Here is a 16,623-nt window from a genome sequence, read left to right as displayed (position 1 = left end):
GTGATTTCACAAGGAGAAAACATGAATTTTTCTGTTAAATCGGTTGCGTTATTTTGCCTGATTTTGTTTTTTGCCGCATCTGTATGTCCCGCCCAGGAAAGCGTCGAAGCGCCTGAGGTAAAAAAAGTCAGCATTCTTGGGAATAAATCTATAAGCGAAAACGTCATCATAAATAAAATAAAAGTCCACCCCGGACTGGTATTTGACCAGAAAACAATCAATGAAGATATCGAAAGATTATATTCGCTCGGCTTTTTTGAGAATATAACCGTTGATGTTGACGAAGACGGAGATGGGGTGAATGTTTATTTTATCGTAAAAGAAAAACCGATTTTAAAAGAGATTATATTTGAAGGGAACGAAAAGATAAAGGACAGGCTTCTGTTAAAACAGATGGAAAGCGCTGTGGGAGAGATAGCAAGCGAGAGAAAGCTGAAAAACGATGTGCAGTCGATTAAAACGTTTTATGAAACAAAGGCATTTCCGGATGCTGAAATAGATTACAAACTTGTTGAAGATAAAGAAGCCGGACAGGCAATAGTGACAATAGAAATACAGGAAAATGATAAAATAAGGATTAAAAGAATTAATTTTATCGGCAATAAGAATGTAAAAACAAAAGAATTATTGAAAAGGATGAAAATGAAAACATACTTCCTGTTTATCAGAAGAGGATTATATCAGGAAGAAATGTTGAAATATGACCTTGACCGCATGGTTATGTACTACAATTCTATCGGTTATATAGATATGGAAGTGCTTGATGTCAGGAAAATAATGGATAAAACAGGCAAGTGGATGACGCTGGATATTGAAATAAGCGAAGGAAGGACATATGATACGGGTGATGTGGAAATTTCAGGATGCAATGTATTTCCGGTTGATTCCATTGAAAGCGTGCTGAAAATGAAACCCGGCATATTATTTACCCCGACCGACACAAGGGATGATGCCGACAGGATAAAAAATTACTATGCGCAAAGAGGGTATGTTGACGCGAATGTCAACCAGGACACAAAATATAATGTTGATACGGATAAAATAGATGTAACGTATTTTTTGGATGAAGGGAGGCAGTTCAGAATAGAGCAGATCAGGGTTGAGGGCAATACAAAAACGAAGGATATTGTCGTCAGAAGGGAATTAAATGTATATCCCGGAGAGATTATAGATGGCGTAAAAGTAAAGACAAGCAAAGCAAGACTTGAGAACACCGGCTATTTTAAAGATGTAGCGACAATTTATGAACCGGGTTCAAAACTTGATACCAAAGACCTTGTCGTAAATGTTGAAGAGAAAAAGACGGGTACGGTGGGATTTGGAGCTGGATTCAGCTCAACTGATGATGTTGTAGGTTTTGTCGAGTTGACGCAGTCCAACTTTGATTGGAAGAACTGGCCTACATTTACCGGCGCGGGTCAGAAACTGAGAATTAAGGCTCAGGCGGGAAACAAGAGATACGACCTGCTTTTAAGCTGGACCGAACCCTGGTTTTTAGGCAAAAAACTTTCGTTTGGTTTTGACCTTTTTGCCAATGAATATAAGTACTTGAGCACTGATTATGAGCAGGCTGACAGGGGTTTTGATGTTCGCCTGGCTAAGCCGCTGGGAGAATTTACAAGAGTGGATACTATGTATAAGTACGAGCAGATAAAAATTAAAAATATTGACCAGTCTGCCCCTGACATCATAAGAGCGCAGGAAGGGACACATGATGTAAGTAGTATCGCCGCGGGTATTACAAGAGATACAAGGGATAATTTCTATAATCCCTCGAGAGGCATGAAAAATACGGTTGTAGTTACCTATGCGGGAGATTTTCTGGGCGGCAACGTTGATTTTGTTAAATATTTCGCCCAGACCAGCGTATATTTTCCCCTCATAGACTATGATAGCGGAATTGTGTTGAGGCTTGCCGGAGAAGCGGGTGTAGTTGAAGAGCATTCAGGCTCGGATGATGTGCCTTTCTTTGAGAGATTTTTCACCGGCGGTTCGGGGACCATAAGAGGGTTCAATTACAGGGAGTGCGGACCGAAAAGCAACAATGATATAAACAGGGGAGAACCGGTAGGCGGCAAAACAATGGCCTGGGGTTCTGCGGAAGTGACGTTCCCTCTTTATGAAAGAATAGTTTTCGGGGCATGTTTTATCGATATAGGCAATGTCTGGTCTGACGCGTGGAGTTTCAGTAAAGGCGGCCCGGATCCTTACAATGTTGCTTATAATATGGGGGCGGGTATCGGCATAAAGCTGAATCTTCCCATCGGTCCCATAAGAATAGATTACGGTTGGCCGATAAAATATGATGATTTCAATTATGAGAAAAACGGAGTGCTTCATTTTAATATGGGATATACTTTCTAGCTATGGTTTATTTAAAAAGGGAGGAAAAATGAAAAGGTTATTAGTTTTCTTTTTTGTATTTTCGATATTCTGTTTTTGCGGCAGGTCATTCAGCGCCGAGCAGTTTAAATTCGCTTATGTAGATATTGAAAGGGTGTTTACCGAATATAAAGAAACCAAAGTGGCCCAGGATAAATTTGAACAGGAAGAGAAGAAAAGGGAAGCTGAGCTGAGAAACCTGACCGACGAAATCAGGAATCTGCAGAAGGAAGCGGAACTGTTGAAGGAGAAAGAAAAACAGGAAAAAGAAAATCTTATACTGCAAAAAATAGCTGAGCTCAGGAAAGCCAGGGTTAAAGCTGAGCAGGAACTTATAGCTATGAAAAACAAGATGAACATCGAAATAATTCAGAAAATAGAGGCTGTGGTAAAGGAAAAAGGGGAAAAAGAAGGATATACATTTATTTTCCAGGACAGGGCTATGCTCTACAAAAAGCCCGGTTTTGATGTTACATCCGACATAATAGAGATGATAAACAAAAAGGAAGAATGATATGGATGCGCAGAAAACAATCGCGAAAGAAACAAGTTTTTCTGGCATAGGTGTTCATACGGGGAATCTTACCGCCATTACATTCAAGCCCGCTCCCGCGAATTCGGGCATTAAGTTTTCCAGAACTGATTTGGCCGAATCTTCAACGATAAGGGCTTCGGTTGAAAATGTAGTAGGTGTTACGAGAGGGACTACTATAGCTGAAAACGGGGTGGAAGTCCATACGGTCGAACATGTCCTTGCTTCTGTTTTTGCGTGCGGAATCGATAATTTACTTATAGAGCTTGACTCAAATGAACCTCCGGTCGGGGATGGTAGCGCCATGCCTTTTGTCAATATGATAAACAAAGCAGGGGTTGTGGATCAGGAATATCCAAGAAAATATTTCGCGCCCAAAGAGACGATTTCCGTTGTTGAGGGTGACATAATCCTTATACTGCTGCCTTCCGATGATTTTAAGGTTTCATATACTATTTCTTATGAACATCCGGCTATAAGATCCCAGTACCTTTCCATTTCCGTAAACAGGGGAACGTTTGAGAAAGAAATCGCTCCGAGCCGCACCTTCTGTTTGTATAGCGAAGTGGCGGCGCTTATGGATAAGGAACTTATAAAAGGAGGAAGTCTTGATAATGCCGTGGTCATAGGAGATGACGCGATATACAGCAAAGAAGCTCTCAGGTTCAAAGATGAATTCGTCCGCCATAAGATTCTTGATCTTGTGGGAGATCTGTTTCTTACGGGGATCAGAATAAAAGGGCATGTCATTGCTGTTAAAAGCGGGCATCCCTGCAATGTAAAATTTGCGCGCCTGATAAATGCCGCCGTTAAGAAGAAAGAACGTTCCGCCGTCCCGATAAGCGTTTCCGGATATGAGGAAACAATTCTGGATATATCGCAGATAAAGAGGATTCTCCCTCACAGATATCCTTTTCTTCTTGTTGACCGGGTTATTGAAATCGAGAATGACAAAAGGGCTGTCGGTATTAAAAATGTAACCGTAAATGAAGAATTTTTCAACGGGCATTTTCCCGAAAGGCCTGTTATGCCGGGCGTCCTTCAGATTGAGGCTCTCGCGCAGCTTGCTGGAATACTTATGCTGAAAAAAACCGATAACGCGGGAAAACTGGCGTTTTTTATGGGTATTGATAAGGCAAAATTCAGGAAACCTGTTGTTCCAGGTGACCAGCTGAGGCTTGAAATAGAAGTAATAAAAATGCGCTCCACAACCGGTATCGTGTCGGGTAAGGCTTATATCGGCGATGAACTTGCTTCAGAAGCTGAATTAAAGTTTGCCCTTGTGGAATCATGATTACCGGTTATTTCTGAAAAACAGTTAACGGCATCGATTTAATATGAAAAAAATCCATAATACAGCCATTGTTTCACACAAAGCCGAATTGGGCGATGATGTTGAAGTAGGCCCTTTCTGTATCATAGGAGATGATGCGGTTATCGGAGCCGGGACAAGACTTATATCATCGGTTAATATAGACGGTATAACGAAAATAGGGAAATCGTGTGTTATGCTGCCGGGTGTATGTGTGGGGCTTGGCAATCAGGATTTGAAATATAAGGGCGAAAAAACGGAAATCCTTATAGGGGATAATACCACAGTGCGCGAATACGCGACTATCAACAGCGCGAGTTCCCGGGATTATAAGACCACACTGGGGTCTAACTGCCTTATAATGGCGTATTCCCACATCGGCCACGATTCGGTTATAGGGAACAATGTAGTCATTGCGAATAACGCGGCTATCGCCGGACATGTAACAATACAGGATTTTTCGATTATAGGCGGTATTGTAGCCATACATCAATTCTGTGTAATCGGAGAAAGTTCTATAATCGGAGGGTGCTCAAAAGTTGTTCAGGATGTGCTCCCGTTTTGTATGGCCGACGGGCATCCCGCCAAACTTTACGGAGTTAACGCAATAGGTCTGAAAAGACGGGGAAAGGAACCCGAAGTGATATCCCATCTGAAGAAAGCCGTTAGAATCGTAAAGCTTACACAGAACCTGCGGAAAATTATTGATAAAATCAAAACCGAATGCGGAGATTCTGAAGAGATTATAAAATTTGCGAAAGCTATTGAAACATCAGAACGGGGATTCTGCAGATAAATAAGTTAAAAAATTTTAAATACAAAATATGGAATCCGAATCTCGAAATCCGAAAACACCTGCCACAGGCAGGAATTTTAAATTCTAATTTTGCAAATTCCGGGTAAATCCTCAGATATTGGGATTTTGTGTTTTTTTATCGGACGGGTAAAATTGTGGTTAAAGAAAAAATAGGCTTGATAGCGGGAAATAATACGTTTCCTGTCCAGTTCGCGAAAGCGGCCAGGGCGGAAGGCGTAAAAAAGATTGTCGCCGTGGGCTTCTACGGCGAAACAATGAAAGAACTGTCAAAATATGTTGATGAATTCCATTGGCTTAAAGTAGGCCAGTTTTCGAAACTGATAAAAATTTTCAAGAAGAGCGGGGTAAAATCCGCGGTTATGGTAGGACAGATAAATCCCAGAATAGTATTGAGGAATTTTATAGGGCTGGACTTCAGGTTAATCAGGCTGATTTTCCGCCTTAAGGACAGGAGAGCGGACACTGTTTTGAAAAGCATAGCGGATGAGATGGAGAGAGAGGGGATAACGCTGGAAGACTCGACGGTGTTTATTAAAGAGCTTATCGCCCCGGAAGGTCTGATTACAGGCAGGCCGTTAAGCCGCGCCCAGAAGATGGATATAAATTTCGGCATCAGGATGGCCAAAGGAATTTCAGGCCTGGATATAGGGCAGACCGTGGTTGTAAAAAATAAGTCTGTAGTTGCTGTTGAGGCGATGGACGGCACTGATGAAACAATAAAGAGAAGCGGAAAAATTGCCGGGTCGGGAACAGTTGTCGTAAAGGTTGCGAAACCCCAGCAGGATATGCGGTTCGATGTTCCTGTCATCGGTTTGGAAACCGTCAAAAACGCGATTTCGGCCGGTGTCCATGTGATAGCTCTGGAAGCGGGGAAAACGGTCTTTTTTGATAAGGAAAAAGTAATAGAGATGGCCGAAAAGAATAACATTAAAATAATGGGCGTGGACAGCCGGAAAGCTTTATAGGCGGTTGGGCAATGAGCGATAAAAAAATAAGAGCCGGTGTAATAGGTGTCGGGCATCTGGGCCAGCATCATGCGCGTATATATGCGGGTCTGGAAGATGTCGAGCTGACCGGAATTGCCGATACGAGCAAGAAAAAGGGCTTTGAGATAGCCCGGAAGTACAGATGCAAAGCTTACAGGGATTACAGAAAGTTGTTGGGTGAAGTTGATGTGCTGAGTATTGCGGTTCCCACAACTCTTCATTATAGAGTCGCGAAAGAGGTTCTTGAATACGGAAAAGATATTCTTATAGAAAAACCGATTACATCGGAAGTAAGCCAGGCCCGCGACCTTTTGGAGAGGGCGGCGAAAAAGGGCTGTATAATTCAGGTCGGGCATATTGAACGGTTCAACCCCGTAATAATGAGTTTCCAGAAGATTCTGACCGAGCCGAAGTTTATAGAAGCGCACAGATTGTGCAAATACAATCCCCGGGGCACGGACGTAAGCGCTGTTTTGGACCTTATGATACACGATATAGATATAATACTTAATATGGTTCCCGGGCCTATTGACCGGATAGAAGCTGTCGGAGTGGGAGTAATACATAAGACGGCGGATATTGCCAATGCAAGGATAAAATTCGAAAACGGGTGTATAGCTAACTTGACCACCAGCAGGGTTTCCCCTCGCAATCTCAGAAAAATCAGGATATTTCAGCCGAATACTTATATTTCCCTCGATTATGAGAAACAGCAAGGGGTTCTTTATCAGAAAAAAATGTTCAGAATAGCGAAAAAGGAGATTCCTTTCGAACGGGTAGAGCCTTTAAAAGCAGAGCTGGAATCTTTCATAAATTGTGTTAAACACAGGATAAACCCTGTTGTAAGCGGTGAACACGGCGCAAAAGCCCTTGAAGTCGCTGTCCAGATAGCCGACCAGATAGAAAAAGGGCAATATGGGAAATAAATATTTTATAGTTGCCGGAGAACATTCCGGCGATCTTCACGCGTCAAATCTTGTAAGGCAGATCAGGGAAAAAGACCCCTCGGCGGTTTTTGCCGGCGCCGGCGGGCCTCTGATGAAAAAAAACGGGGTGACCCTTCATTATGATTTAACGGCGGTATCGGTTATCGGTTTTGTTGAAGTCCTGAAACACCTCGGGTATTTTAGAAAAGTTTTTTCCTCCATCGCCGGCATTATACATGCTGATAAACCGGACCTGGTTATACTTGTCGATTATCCGGGTTTTAATATGCGGTTGGCAAAAATTGTAAAAAAGATGGGAATAAAAGTCCTTTATTATATCAGTCCGCAGGTGTGGGCATGGAAACGGAACAGGGTCATTAAAATGGCCGAAATCGCGGATAAATTGATGGTAATATTTCCTTTCGAGAAGAAATATTACGAAAAAACATCTTTGGATGTTGAATTTGTCGGCCACCCGCTTGTGGATGTTCTGGAAACGCGGATGAAAAAAGAAGATTTTTTTGACGCCCTCGGTTTCAGGCCGGACCGGAAGCTTATAGGTATTTTGCCGGGAAGCAGGGAAAACGAAATTAAAAAGCTTCTGCCGGCAATCTTAAAGGCGGCCCTGATTTTATGTGAAAAAACCGGGATTAAACAATATGTTATCGGATGCGCTTCAAAGGAACTTGAGCCTATTATACGCGGTGAAACGGAAAAAATCCCTCTGGAAATAAAAATCAGCATGGATTTGGCTTTTGATATAATGAAGCATAGCGATTTTATTATCGCATCATCGGGGACCGCTACGTTACAAACTGGGTTTTTTGGAACACCCATGGTTATAGTTTATAAGGTAAGCTGGTTCACTTATTTTCTCGGAAAAAAGCTGATAAAAATACCTTATATAGGACTGGCTAATGTTGTTTCAGGGGAAAGGGTTGTGCCTGAATTGATTCAGAATGATGTGACCCCTGTGAAAATTGCAAAACAGGTTTCGGATATAATGGATGATAAGAGCAGGTATATGGAAATCAAAAGAAAACTTGAAAGGATAAAGAAACTTCTGGGAGATCCCGGCGCGAGCGGAAGGGCGGCTGAAATTGCCGTTAATATGGCAAGCCGATGAGAGAATACATGAGGCTTTTTAAATATGTCAAACCTTATGTGACCTACCTTGTCCTGGGGCTGTTAAGCATGTTTCTGGCTACGATTTTCAGTATTATTTCGCTCTGGACATTGGTTCCCATTATGGACAAGGTGTTAATGGGCAAAGAGCTTGTGGATTCCACATCTCTTAATTTCCCTTTCAAGCACATCCTTCATTCTTTTTTGGATTATCTTAACACGGTCGACAGAATAAACCTTCTTTACGGAGCTATCATATTTATTTTTATTTCTCTGCTGATCAAGGGAGTCTTTACATTTGCGCAGAAAGTGCTTATGGAAAAAATGGGGCAAGGGGTGGTCAGGGATATAAGAGAGGATGTCTATGCCCATATCCATGATCTTTCAGTCGGGTATTTTAGTGAAAGCAGGACAGGGGAAATAATGTCGCGTATTACCTATGACGCTTCCTTGTTGAGAGAAGGCCTTTCCGGAAGGGTTGCGGAATCAATATTTGAGGGGATGCAGCTGTTTTTATGTTTGTTTCTGATTTTTATTATAGACTGGAAATTGTCACTTATGGTTTTGCTGATTTCGCCTGCCATAATAGGGCCTGTTTCCGTTATCGGCAGAAAAATCAAAAAGCTTGCGTCAAGTTCGCAGGACAGGGTGGCGGATATAAGCTCTATAATGCAGGAAACTCTTACAGGCATAAGGATAGTTAAAGCATTCAATATGAAAAAATACGAGAAAGAGAGGTTCGGTGTCGAGAACCAGAAATTCTACCGGCTTATGATAAAAGCTGTTAAAAGGGAAGCATTTGTAAGCCCTATTGTTGAACTGGTCGGAATAGTTGTTCTTGCCGGAATAAGTATTTACGGGTTCAAACAGGTTGTTGCCGGCGCTATGACAGCCGGATGGTTATTTTATTTTTACGGTTTGGTTGTATCCTGTCTGAAACCCGCTAAGACTCTGGCAAAGACAAATGTGGATATCCAGAGGGCCGCCGCCGCCGCGTCGAAGCTGTTTGAGATATTGGACAAAGAGCCCGATATAAAAGATGAGGATAATGCCGTTGAACTTTCCGGTTTCAGGAATAATATCGAATTCAGGGATGTTTCATTCAAATACGGCGGGTGCGATGAGAATGTTCTTAATGATGTTTCCATCAAAGTTGAAACAGGTAAGATATTGGCGATTGTCGGTCCGAGCGGGGCTGGAAAATCCACTATGGTGAACCTTATCCCGAGGTTTTACGACCCTGTCGCGGGTGCTGTTTTGATAGACGGTAAAGATATACGGCGGTTCAAACTTGAATCTCTCAGGCAAAAGATAGGAATAGTGACACAGGATACCATATTGTTTAACGATACAATAGCGAATAACATCAGTTACGGAAACCGGGAACTCGGACTTGAAGACATTGCAGATGCGGCGAAAAAAGCGAATGCGGATTCTTTTATAAAATCGTTTCAGAAAGGGTATGATACCGTAATAGGGGAGAGAGGCGTCAAGCTTTCCGGAGGGGAAAAGCAGAGGATAACGATTGCCAGGGCTTTGCTGAAAAATCCTCCCATACTTATATTGGATGAAGCTACATCCTCTCTCGATACAGAATCCGAAAAACTTGTGCAGGATGCATTAAATGTCCTGATGAAAGGAAGAACCGTATTTGTGATAGCGCACAGGCTTTCAACAGTTAAAAATGCTGATTCTATAATTGTCCTTGAGCGCGGTAAAGTAGTGCAGCATGGCACACACAGCGCGCTTTTAAATGACGAAAAAGGACTTTATAAAAAACTTTATAATCTTCAGTTTAACCTCTGATGTATACAGCTATGCAAAATTTTTTAACTAAGATATCAGGTTTTATTTTCAGCCTGTTTTTGAGATTGGTCTGCAGTACAAGTAAAATAACCGCAACACGCGGTGATATTTTCGATAAATATGCGAAAGAGGGAAGCAACATCTTCGCATTCTGGCATAACAGGCTTTTTTTTCACACATATTATTATTTCCTCCATTGCAAAAAGAAAAAAATATCAGTGCTTATAAGTATGAGCAGGGATGGAGATTACGGAACGGCTTTAGCTCTGAGCCTCGGATTCGATGTAGTGAGGGGGTCTTCCAGCAGGGGCGGACAGAAAGCGATTAAAGAGATAACTTCAAAGATTACCTGCGGAAATAATGTTGCCATTACCCCGGATGGCCCCAGAGGCCCGGCTTTCAGGGTAAATGACGGCATAATTAAAATTGCGCAGATGACCGGGGCCCGGATAATTCCGGTTAGTTATGATGCGAGCGGGAAATGGGTGCTGAAAAGCTGGGATAAATTTATTCTCTTAAAACCTTTCGGCAGAGTCCATATCGCGTTTGGAGACCCGGTTAATGTGCCTGAAGACATGACTTCGGAGATGACAGAGCAATACAGGAAAAAACTTGAAGAAACATTGAGGCGTCTTGATAATTTATGCGCCGAACAGTTAAATATAACCGCTTAATTTAGCGGCAGTTAAAAAACCCTTGAAAATACACTGATTTTTGTTAATATAAACCCTGCTTTCTGTTGATCAGGATACTTAACAGGGGATTGGATTCCGGTTTTTGGTCAATTAAAATTAACAGGAACCGAAAAGTATCCTTTCGGAAAGCGGGGCATTTGGAAAAAATGGAGCCGGAATCCCAAAGCAAAAGGAGGAAGTTGTGCCAGTAGTCACTATTAAAGAGTTGCTCGAAGCAGGGGTTCATTTCGGGCATCAAACTCACCGGTGGAACCCGAAAATGAAGCGTTATATATTCGAATCGCGCGATGGAATATATATTATCGATCTCCAGAAAACCGCCTTACAGCTTGAAGAAGCGTACCGTTTGGTTAAAGAAACCGTTTCCGCGGGCCTTGATGTGCTGTTTGTGGGCACAAAAAAACAGGCGAAGGAATGCATAAAAGATGCCGCGGATAAATGCGGTATGTATTATGTAAACGAACGATGGCTTGGAGGGACGCTTACCAATTTTGTTACAATAAGAAGAAGCATATCCAGGCTCAATGAAATCGAAAAACAGGAAGAAGAAGGGATTTTTGAAACCCTTACCAAGAAAGAAGTTATAAGCATATTAAAAGAAAAAGAACGGCTTAAGAAGTATCTTCAGGGAATCAGGGATATGAAAAAGCTGCCCGGGGTGCTTTTTGTTGTTGATCCCAAAAGGGAAAGAATAGCTGTTTTGGAAGCAAAAAAACTCAAAATAAAGGTTATCGCTATTGTTGATACTAATTGCGATCCTGACATTGTGGATATTCCTATACCGGGTAATGATGATGCCATGAGGACTATTTCTCTGATTGCCAATAAAATTGCCGATGCGGCGCTTGAAGGCAATGAAGGCAAAGTTAAGAGGATAGCGGAAGAAGAGGAAGAGAAGAAATCTTTAATGCAGAAGAAACCGGAAGTTGAAGAAACGATTGAAGATGTCATTGAAAAGAAGAAAAAGAAAGAAGAGAAGAAAAAGCCCAAGAGAAAGTTAACGAGGTTAAAGAAAAACGAAAAACCGGAATAAACAGTTTTCTGCATCAGGCCGGCAGAATTAATTTGTTTTAATATCTTGTATTTTTGTTGGAGAGGAGTAAAAGATGGAAATTAGCGCAGCTCAGGTTAAGGAATTGAGGGATAAGACCGGCGCGGGTATGATGGATTGTAAAAAAGCGCTTGCAGAAACCGGCGCCGATATGGAAAAAGCGGTGGATGTCTTAAGAAAAAAAGGACTCGCTGCGATTTCCAAACGCTCGGGCAGAGCCGCAAAAGAAGGTTTGATCAGGATAAAAGTTTCAGCTGACGGTAAAAAAACCGCGCTGGTCGAATTGAATTGCGAAACAGACTTTGTCTCAAATAATGATAAATTCAGGGTTTTTGCGGATAAAGTGCTTGAAACAGTCTATCAAAACGGAGAATCGGCGAGAGAGAGCAAAGAAGTTATTGATTTAATCGGCGATATCGGGGCAAGCATAGGCGAGAACATTAAAATCGGCAGGGTAAAAGTCCTTTCGACTAAAGGCTGTTTTGTCCCGTATATACATCTTGACAATAAACTCGGTGTTATCGTGGAACTTTCGGCGGAACTGGATGATGGAGTCAGGATAACCGGTAAAGATATCGCCATGCAGGTGGCGGCGGCAAACCCTCTCTGTGTGAATGCGGAACAGGCCCCCAAAGATGTCATAGAGAAAGAACGCGAGATTTTTGCCGATCAGGTGAAGGGCAAGCCGGCGAACATTGTTGATAAAATCGTGGAAGGGAAAATCAAAAAGTTTCTTAACCAGATATGCCTTTTGGAACAGCCCTTTATAAAGGATCAGGATATGTCGGTCAAACAATATCTTGAAAAGAAATCAAAAGAAACGGGGAAAGAAATAAACGTCAGCAGTTTTGTCAGGATTAAAATCGGGGAAGAATAGTTATGTCCGGCTCTAAACCGTTTACGAAATATAAGAGGATAATACTAAAACTCAGCGGGGAATCCCTCGAAGGGGACCAATATAGCATAGACAGGGATAAAACGCTTGAAATCGCAAAGAAAATGAAGGATATTTCCCGCATAGGCACACAGATAGGTATTGTTATAGGCGGCGGTAATATCTTCAGGGGATTATCGGCAAGCGAGAAGGGCATGGACAGGACAACAGCCGACTATATGGGTATGCTTGCGACCGTTATTAATGCACTGGCATTGCAGTCTGACCTTGAAAAAATAGGCGTTCAGACGCGTGTTATGACGGCTTTTGAAATGAGAGCTATCGGGGAGCTGTACATAAGAAGAAGGGCTGTCCGTCATCTGGAAAAGGGGAGAGTCGTAATTTTTGCCGGAGGGACAGGCAACCCGTTTTTCTCGACAGATACTACTGCGGCGCTTCGTGCCAGCGAAGTTAACGCGGATGCGATTATTAAAGCTACAAAAGTTGACGGAGTCTATTCGGATGACCCCATGAAAAATAAAAAAGCGAAGCTTTTTAAAGACCTGACTTACATTGATGTGCTGAAAAAGAACCTTAAAGTTATGGATTCCACGGCTATATCACTTTGTATGGATAACAGGATGCCCATAATAGTCCTTAATATGTCAAACCCCGGCGCGATCAGGAATGTCCTGCTTGGTAAAAAAATAGGAACGGTTGTCCACGGCTGATTTTAGACAGGGAGGTAGCAATGGCTCTTAAAAAAATTCTTGCTGAAATGGAAGATCATATGAAAAAAAGCGCAAAAAATGTTCATGATGAATTTTCTTCAATCCGGACCGGGAAAGCTTCCCCCGCATTGGTGGAAAATATCATGGTTGAGTATTATGGATCCCAGATGAAGCTTAAAGAAATTGCCGGTATTACGACTCCGGATCCCAGGCTTATTGTTGTACAGCCGTGGGATGTCGGCGCGGTTTCGGCGATTGAGAAAGCGATTATGAAATCGGATCTGGGAATTACCCCTAATAATGACGGCAGGATCTTGCGCATACCCATCCCCGAACTTAATGAAGAAAGAAGAAAAGATTTGATAAAGCTTGTCAGGAAGATGGCGGAAGACGGGAAAGTTTCCATAAGGAATATCAGGCGCCACGCCAATCATGAAATCGAGATGAAGTTTAAGGAGTCGGCTGTTACTGAGGATGAGAAATTCGAAGCCGTTGAAAAAACACAAAAAAAGACCGATGAGTATATAAAAGAGATTGATGAATTGGTAAAACACAAAGAAAAAGAAATAATGGAAGTTTGAATTTCCTTCCGTGTGTTTGCATATAAATTAATTGACATAACCCCTTTTTTGTATATAATTGCTGCCTTGCTCTTTTTGTTTTTTCGGGCCAGTAGCTCAGTTGGTAGAGCACCGCCCTTTTAAGGCGGGTGTCCTGGGTTCGAGTCCCAGCTGGCTCACCATTTATTTTCCGCGACCCCATCGTCTAGTGGCCTAGGACACAGGGTTTTCATCCCTGCAACACGGGTTCGACTCCCGTTGGGGTCGCCATTTTCTTCCCTGAATAAAGAACTTATCTTTTTCCCTGTCTTTTGTTATAATCGCATTTTTACTCGGTATGTAACCTGAATCTCAATCCAATAAGGAGGTTGTTATGAATAACATGGGGAATCTTTTCCAGTCGGCCGATTGGAAAAGCGAAAAACACGTGCCGGTAATAGATATGCCTGAGACGGTTGAAAAAGGAAAGGTCTTTGAAGTGAAGGTAACGGTAGGCAAGGAAATTCCGCATCCGAATAAAACCGAGCATCATATAAATTGGATAAAGCTATATTTTCAGCCCGAAGGGGAAAAATTCCCCTGTCAGATAGGAATGGCGGAATTTAACGCCCACGGGGCTTCGGTAAAAGGTCCCGACACAAGTTCTGTCTATTCCGACTACCGGTGTATTTTTGCTTTTAAGACAGATAAGCCCGGGGTTCTATATGCTTCAAGTTACTGCAATATCCATGGCCTGTGGCAGAATTCAGGAGAACTAAAAGTCAAATAATCAACAAAAGAAGGAAGATTATGGCTGAAAACATATCAGTTAATGTTGCAGAAAAATCAGAAACAAGTAATCTGGCTATTATAAGCATGGTCCTTTCGATTATCGGATTGGTCGGTTTTTGTATCTGTCTTGGCCCGGTCCTTGGAATACCTGCCGTAATATGCGGACATATAGCCCTCTCAAAAATCAAGTCTTCCAACGGCAAGTTTTCCGGAAGCGGAATGGCTGTAACAGGGCTTATAATAGGTTATATAAGCATAGCATTGACCGTAATCTGGATACTTTTTTCACTGATCGCCATTCCGAAGTTCACCGCTGCCGCGAAAGAGGCAAAACAGGTGATGTGTATAAGCCGTATCCGGCAAATAGGAACGGCATGTCAGGTATATAAGATGGGTTATATGGCATATCCCGACACATTATCAAGGCTTTATCCTGAATACATCTCCGATTTGGAAATTTTTACCTGTCCGAATACCTGCGACCGCATTTCTTCCGCTGAAGAAATCGATGAGTATTCGAGTTATATTTATGATTGTGACTGCGCGGATGATGATAACGGGAAAACCCCTATGATATGCGACAAAGAAGGGAATCATCCTAACGGTGTTAACTGTTATTTTTCTAACGGTGAAGCGGAATGGTGCCCCGGCTGCGGCTTGAATTGAATTGAATGTATAATATCAAAGCCCGGGTTTTGCAATAAACCGGGCTGACGCATGATGTGACTCCCCGAGACGTTTCCCTTTTTCAGAATTTGACAAAATCATAATATAAAGAAACCGGATGCGGGGGATATACGGTTATTGATGATATTTATTTCGAATGATCTTTAAATGAATGTTATATTTAACGTATGGTAGATGAGATGGCCGGTGTATACGATATAAAAAATCGTGGCTTTACGCTGATAGAACTTCTGGTTGTTATCGCCATAATTTCCATTCTGGCGGGACTTCTGCTTCCTGCATTAAAAAAGGCCCGGGAGCAGGCGTATAACGCTATGTGCCAGTCTAACTTAAAGCAGATAGGCAATGCGATATACATGTATACCTGCGATTATGACGGCACACTGCCTTTTGCCGTGACATTTTCATGGGAGCCTGACAATACAGGAGCATGGAACCCCAATCCCGGTTCGGCTTATCTCCACGATGTTTTAAAACCCTACCTGCTGGCAGCCTCCAAATCCGGCGAAGCCGGCATACTGGGCGAAGTCTGGATATGCAGATCTGCCGATTTACAGTTGCTTGAATGGGGAGGAGCAGAGCCGCAGAATGAAAAGTATTACAGATATAATTACTGGTTTTCGTGTGGAGGAGGGACATCTTCCCAGAATGCGGTTGGCAAGGGGAGAAAAATAGAGAATGTCCCGCATCAGTCTGAAGCGTGTCTTGTATTTGACACTTGCTGGGGAGATTGGGATGATGTTGCCGGGAAACCGAAGCTTCCCCATAACGGTATAAACGTATTGTATGTTGACGGGCATGTGGGTTTTGTTCCTGAAAGAATTTATTTTTCGCTGGATACTCCTATGAGCGGGACAGAACATCCTTACGAACAACCTTTTAAATCCCAGGGCTGGTTTTAATTTTTCTGATATAAATACCCGACACCCCTTTAAAATAGCAAACTTCTTTTTTGTTGTGCTATAATATAAACCTGTTTTAAATCCTTTAAAAAATGAGGTGCGATGTTGAAAATCGGGTTTTCAAAAGAAAAAGATATTTTATCCGTGATATTCAAAGGGGATTTTGACGAATCAGGCGCCGAGGATGTCAAAGAAGAACTTGAATCTCTGTGCAATGACGGAACTAACAGGAAAATCATATTCAATATGGGAGAAGTTCCTTATCTGAGCAGTTTTGGCATCAGAGAGCTTTTGAATTGCGTCAAGATGATAGACAAATGCGGCGGCAGGTATTGTTTCTGGGGTTTCAATGATAATGTCAGGCGCGTGCTTGAAAAATCAGGGTTGGCGGATATACTCAATATTGCCGATTTGGAAAAAACCGCGAAACAGAAAATATCAGACTGATATAATTTAAGATTGAATT

General features: G+C 42.2%; 17 protein-coding genes and 2 tRNA genes. All 19 read left to right on the top strand.

Annotated elements, in window-relative coordinates; all coding sequences use genetic code 11:
• Positions 1-21 precede the first annotated feature (21 nt).
• The 19 genes from bamA to M0R36_02405 all read left to right on the top strand — a co-directional run bounded on the left by bamA (position 22) and on the right by M0R36_02405 (position 16,604).
• Positions 22-2,364: an outer membrane protein assembly factor BamA gene (gene bamA / locus M0R36_02495; GenBank protein MCK9554673.1), complete on the top strand. Its 2,343-nt coding sequence runs from the start codon at positions 22-24 to the stop codon at positions 2,362-2,364.
• 28 nt (positions 2,365-2,392) lie between these two features.
• Complete coding sequence (locus tag M0R36_02490; GenBank protein ID MCK9554672.1) at positions 2,393-2,896, top strand: OmpH family outer membrane protein; 504 nt, start codon at positions 2,393-2,395, stop codon at positions 2,894-2,896.
• Between the two features lies 1 nt (position 2,897).
• Positions 2,898-4,208 carry a bifunctional UDP-3-O-[3-hydroxymyristoyl] N-acetylglucosamine deacetylase/3-hydroxyacyl-ACP dehydratase gene (locus M0R36_02485; GenBank protein MCK9554671.1) on the top strand — a complete coding sequence of 437 codons (1,311 nt, stop codon included), beginning with the start codon at positions 2,898-2,900 and terminating at the stop codon, positions 4,206-4,208.
• A 43-nt stretch (positions 4,209-4,251) separates the two neighbouring features.
• Entirely contained in the window at positions 4,252-5,022 is a 771-nt protein-coding gene (gene lpxA / locus M0R36_02480) for an acyl-ACP--UDP-N-acetylglucosamine O-acyltransferase (GenBank protein MCK9554670.1), read from the top strand.
• A gap of 155 nt (positions 5,023-5,177) precedes the next feature.
• Positions 5,178-6,008, top strand: a complete 831-nt coding sequence (gene lpxI, locus M0R36_02475; protein ID MCK9554669.1) for a UDP-2,3-diacylglucosamine diphosphatase LpxI — start codon at positions 5,178-5,180, stop codon at positions 6,006-6,008.
• An 11-nt stretch (positions 6,009-6,019) separates the two neighbouring features.
• The gene (locus tag M0R36_02470) at positions 6,020-6,955 is read left to right on the top strand and encodes a Gfo/Idh/MocA family oxidoreductase (protein ID MCK9554668.1); all 936 of its coding nucleotides are present in this window, start codon (positions 6,020-6,022) and stop codon (positions 6,953-6,955) included.
• Positions 6,945-8,081 (top strand): lipid-A-disaccharide synthase, encoded by a 1,137-nt coding sequence (gene lpxB, locus M0R36_02465; GenBank protein ID MCK9554667.1) that lies wholly within the window; start codon positions 6,945-6,947, stop codon positions 8,079-8,081. Before M0R36_02470 ends, lpxB begins: the two co-directional genes overlap by 11 nt.
• A complete protein-coding gene (locus M0R36_02460; GenBank protein MCK9554666.1) occupies positions 8,078-9,886 on the top strand; it encodes an ABC transporter ATP-binding protein/permease in 1,809 nt (602 codons plus the stop codon). The genes lpxB and M0R36_02460 overlap by 4 nt, the downstream gene beginning before the upstream one ends.
• Before the next feature lie 59 nt (positions 9,887-9,945).
• Entirely contained in the window at positions 9,946-10,560 is a 615-nt protein-coding gene (locus M0R36_02455; GenBank protein MCK9554665.1) for a lysophospholipid acyltransferase family protein, read from the top strand.
• 202 nt (positions 10,561-10,762) lie between these two features.
• On the top strand, positions 10,763-11,614 hold the full coding sequence (gene rpsB / locus M0R36_02450; protein ID MCK9554664.1) for a 30S ribosomal protein S2: 852 nt from the start codon (positions 10,763-10,765) through the stop codon (positions 11,612-11,614).
• Positions 11,615-11,687: 73 nt separating this feature from the next.
• A complete protein-coding gene (tsf, locus tag M0R36_02445; GenBank protein ID MCK9554663.1) occupies positions 11,688-12,509 on the top strand; it encodes a translation elongation factor Ts in 822 nt (273 codons plus the stop codon).
• 2 nt (positions 12,510-12,511) lie between these two features.
• Positions 12,512-13,237, top strand: coding sequence for a UMP kinase (gene pyrH / locus M0R36_02440; protein MCK9554662.1), 726 nt, complete (start codon positions 12,512-12,514; stop codon positions 13,235-13,237).
• A gap of 20 nt (positions 13,238-13,257) precedes the next feature.
• Complete coding sequence (gene frr, locus M0R36_02435; GenBank protein MCK9554661.1) at positions 13,258-13,818, top strand: ribosome recycling factor; 561 nt, start codon at positions 13,258-13,260, stop codon at positions 13,816-13,818.
• Positions 13,819-13,903: 85 nt separating this feature from the next.
• Positions 13,904-13,979 (top strand) — tRNA-Lys (locus M0R36_02430).
• Between the two features lie 12 nt (positions 13,980-13,991).
• Positions 13,992-14,067: transfer RNA gene (locus M0R36_02425), tRNA-Glu, on the top strand.
• Between the two features lie 103 nt (positions 14,068-14,170).
• A complete protein-coding gene (locus M0R36_02420) occupies positions 14,171-14,566 on the top strand; it encodes a class II SORL domain-containing protein (protein MCK9554660.1) in 396 nt (131 codons plus the stop codon).
• Positions 14,567-14,586: 20 nt separating this feature from the next.
• The gene (locus M0R36_02415) at positions 14,587-15,234 is read left to right on the top strand and encodes a DUF4190 domain-containing protein (GenBank protein ID MCK9554659.1); all 648 of its coding nucleotides are present in this window, start codon (positions 14,587-14,589) and stop codon (positions 15,232-15,234) included.
• A 188-nt stretch (positions 15,235-15,422) separates the two neighbouring features.
• A complete protein-coding gene (locus M0R36_02410) occupies positions 15,423-16,157 on the top strand; it encodes a type II secretion system GspH family protein (protein MCK9554658.1) in 735 nt (244 codons plus the stop codon).
• A 102-nt stretch (positions 16,158-16,259) separates the two neighbouring features.
• Positions 16,260-16,604, top strand: coding sequence for an STAS domain-containing protein (locus M0R36_02405; protein MCK9554657.1), 345 nt, complete (start codon positions 16,260-16,262; stop codon positions 16,602-16,604).
• Positions 16,605-16,623 lie beyond the last annotated feature (19 nt).

It is taken from the genome of bacterium, assembly GCA_023228325.1.
In the GTDB taxonomy this organism is placed as follows: domain Bacteria; phylum Auribacterota; class UBA6266; order UBA6266; family UBA6266; genus UBA6266.
Note: the sequence above shows the minus strand (reverse complement) of the source record. Positions and strands in the feature narration are given on the sequence as shown.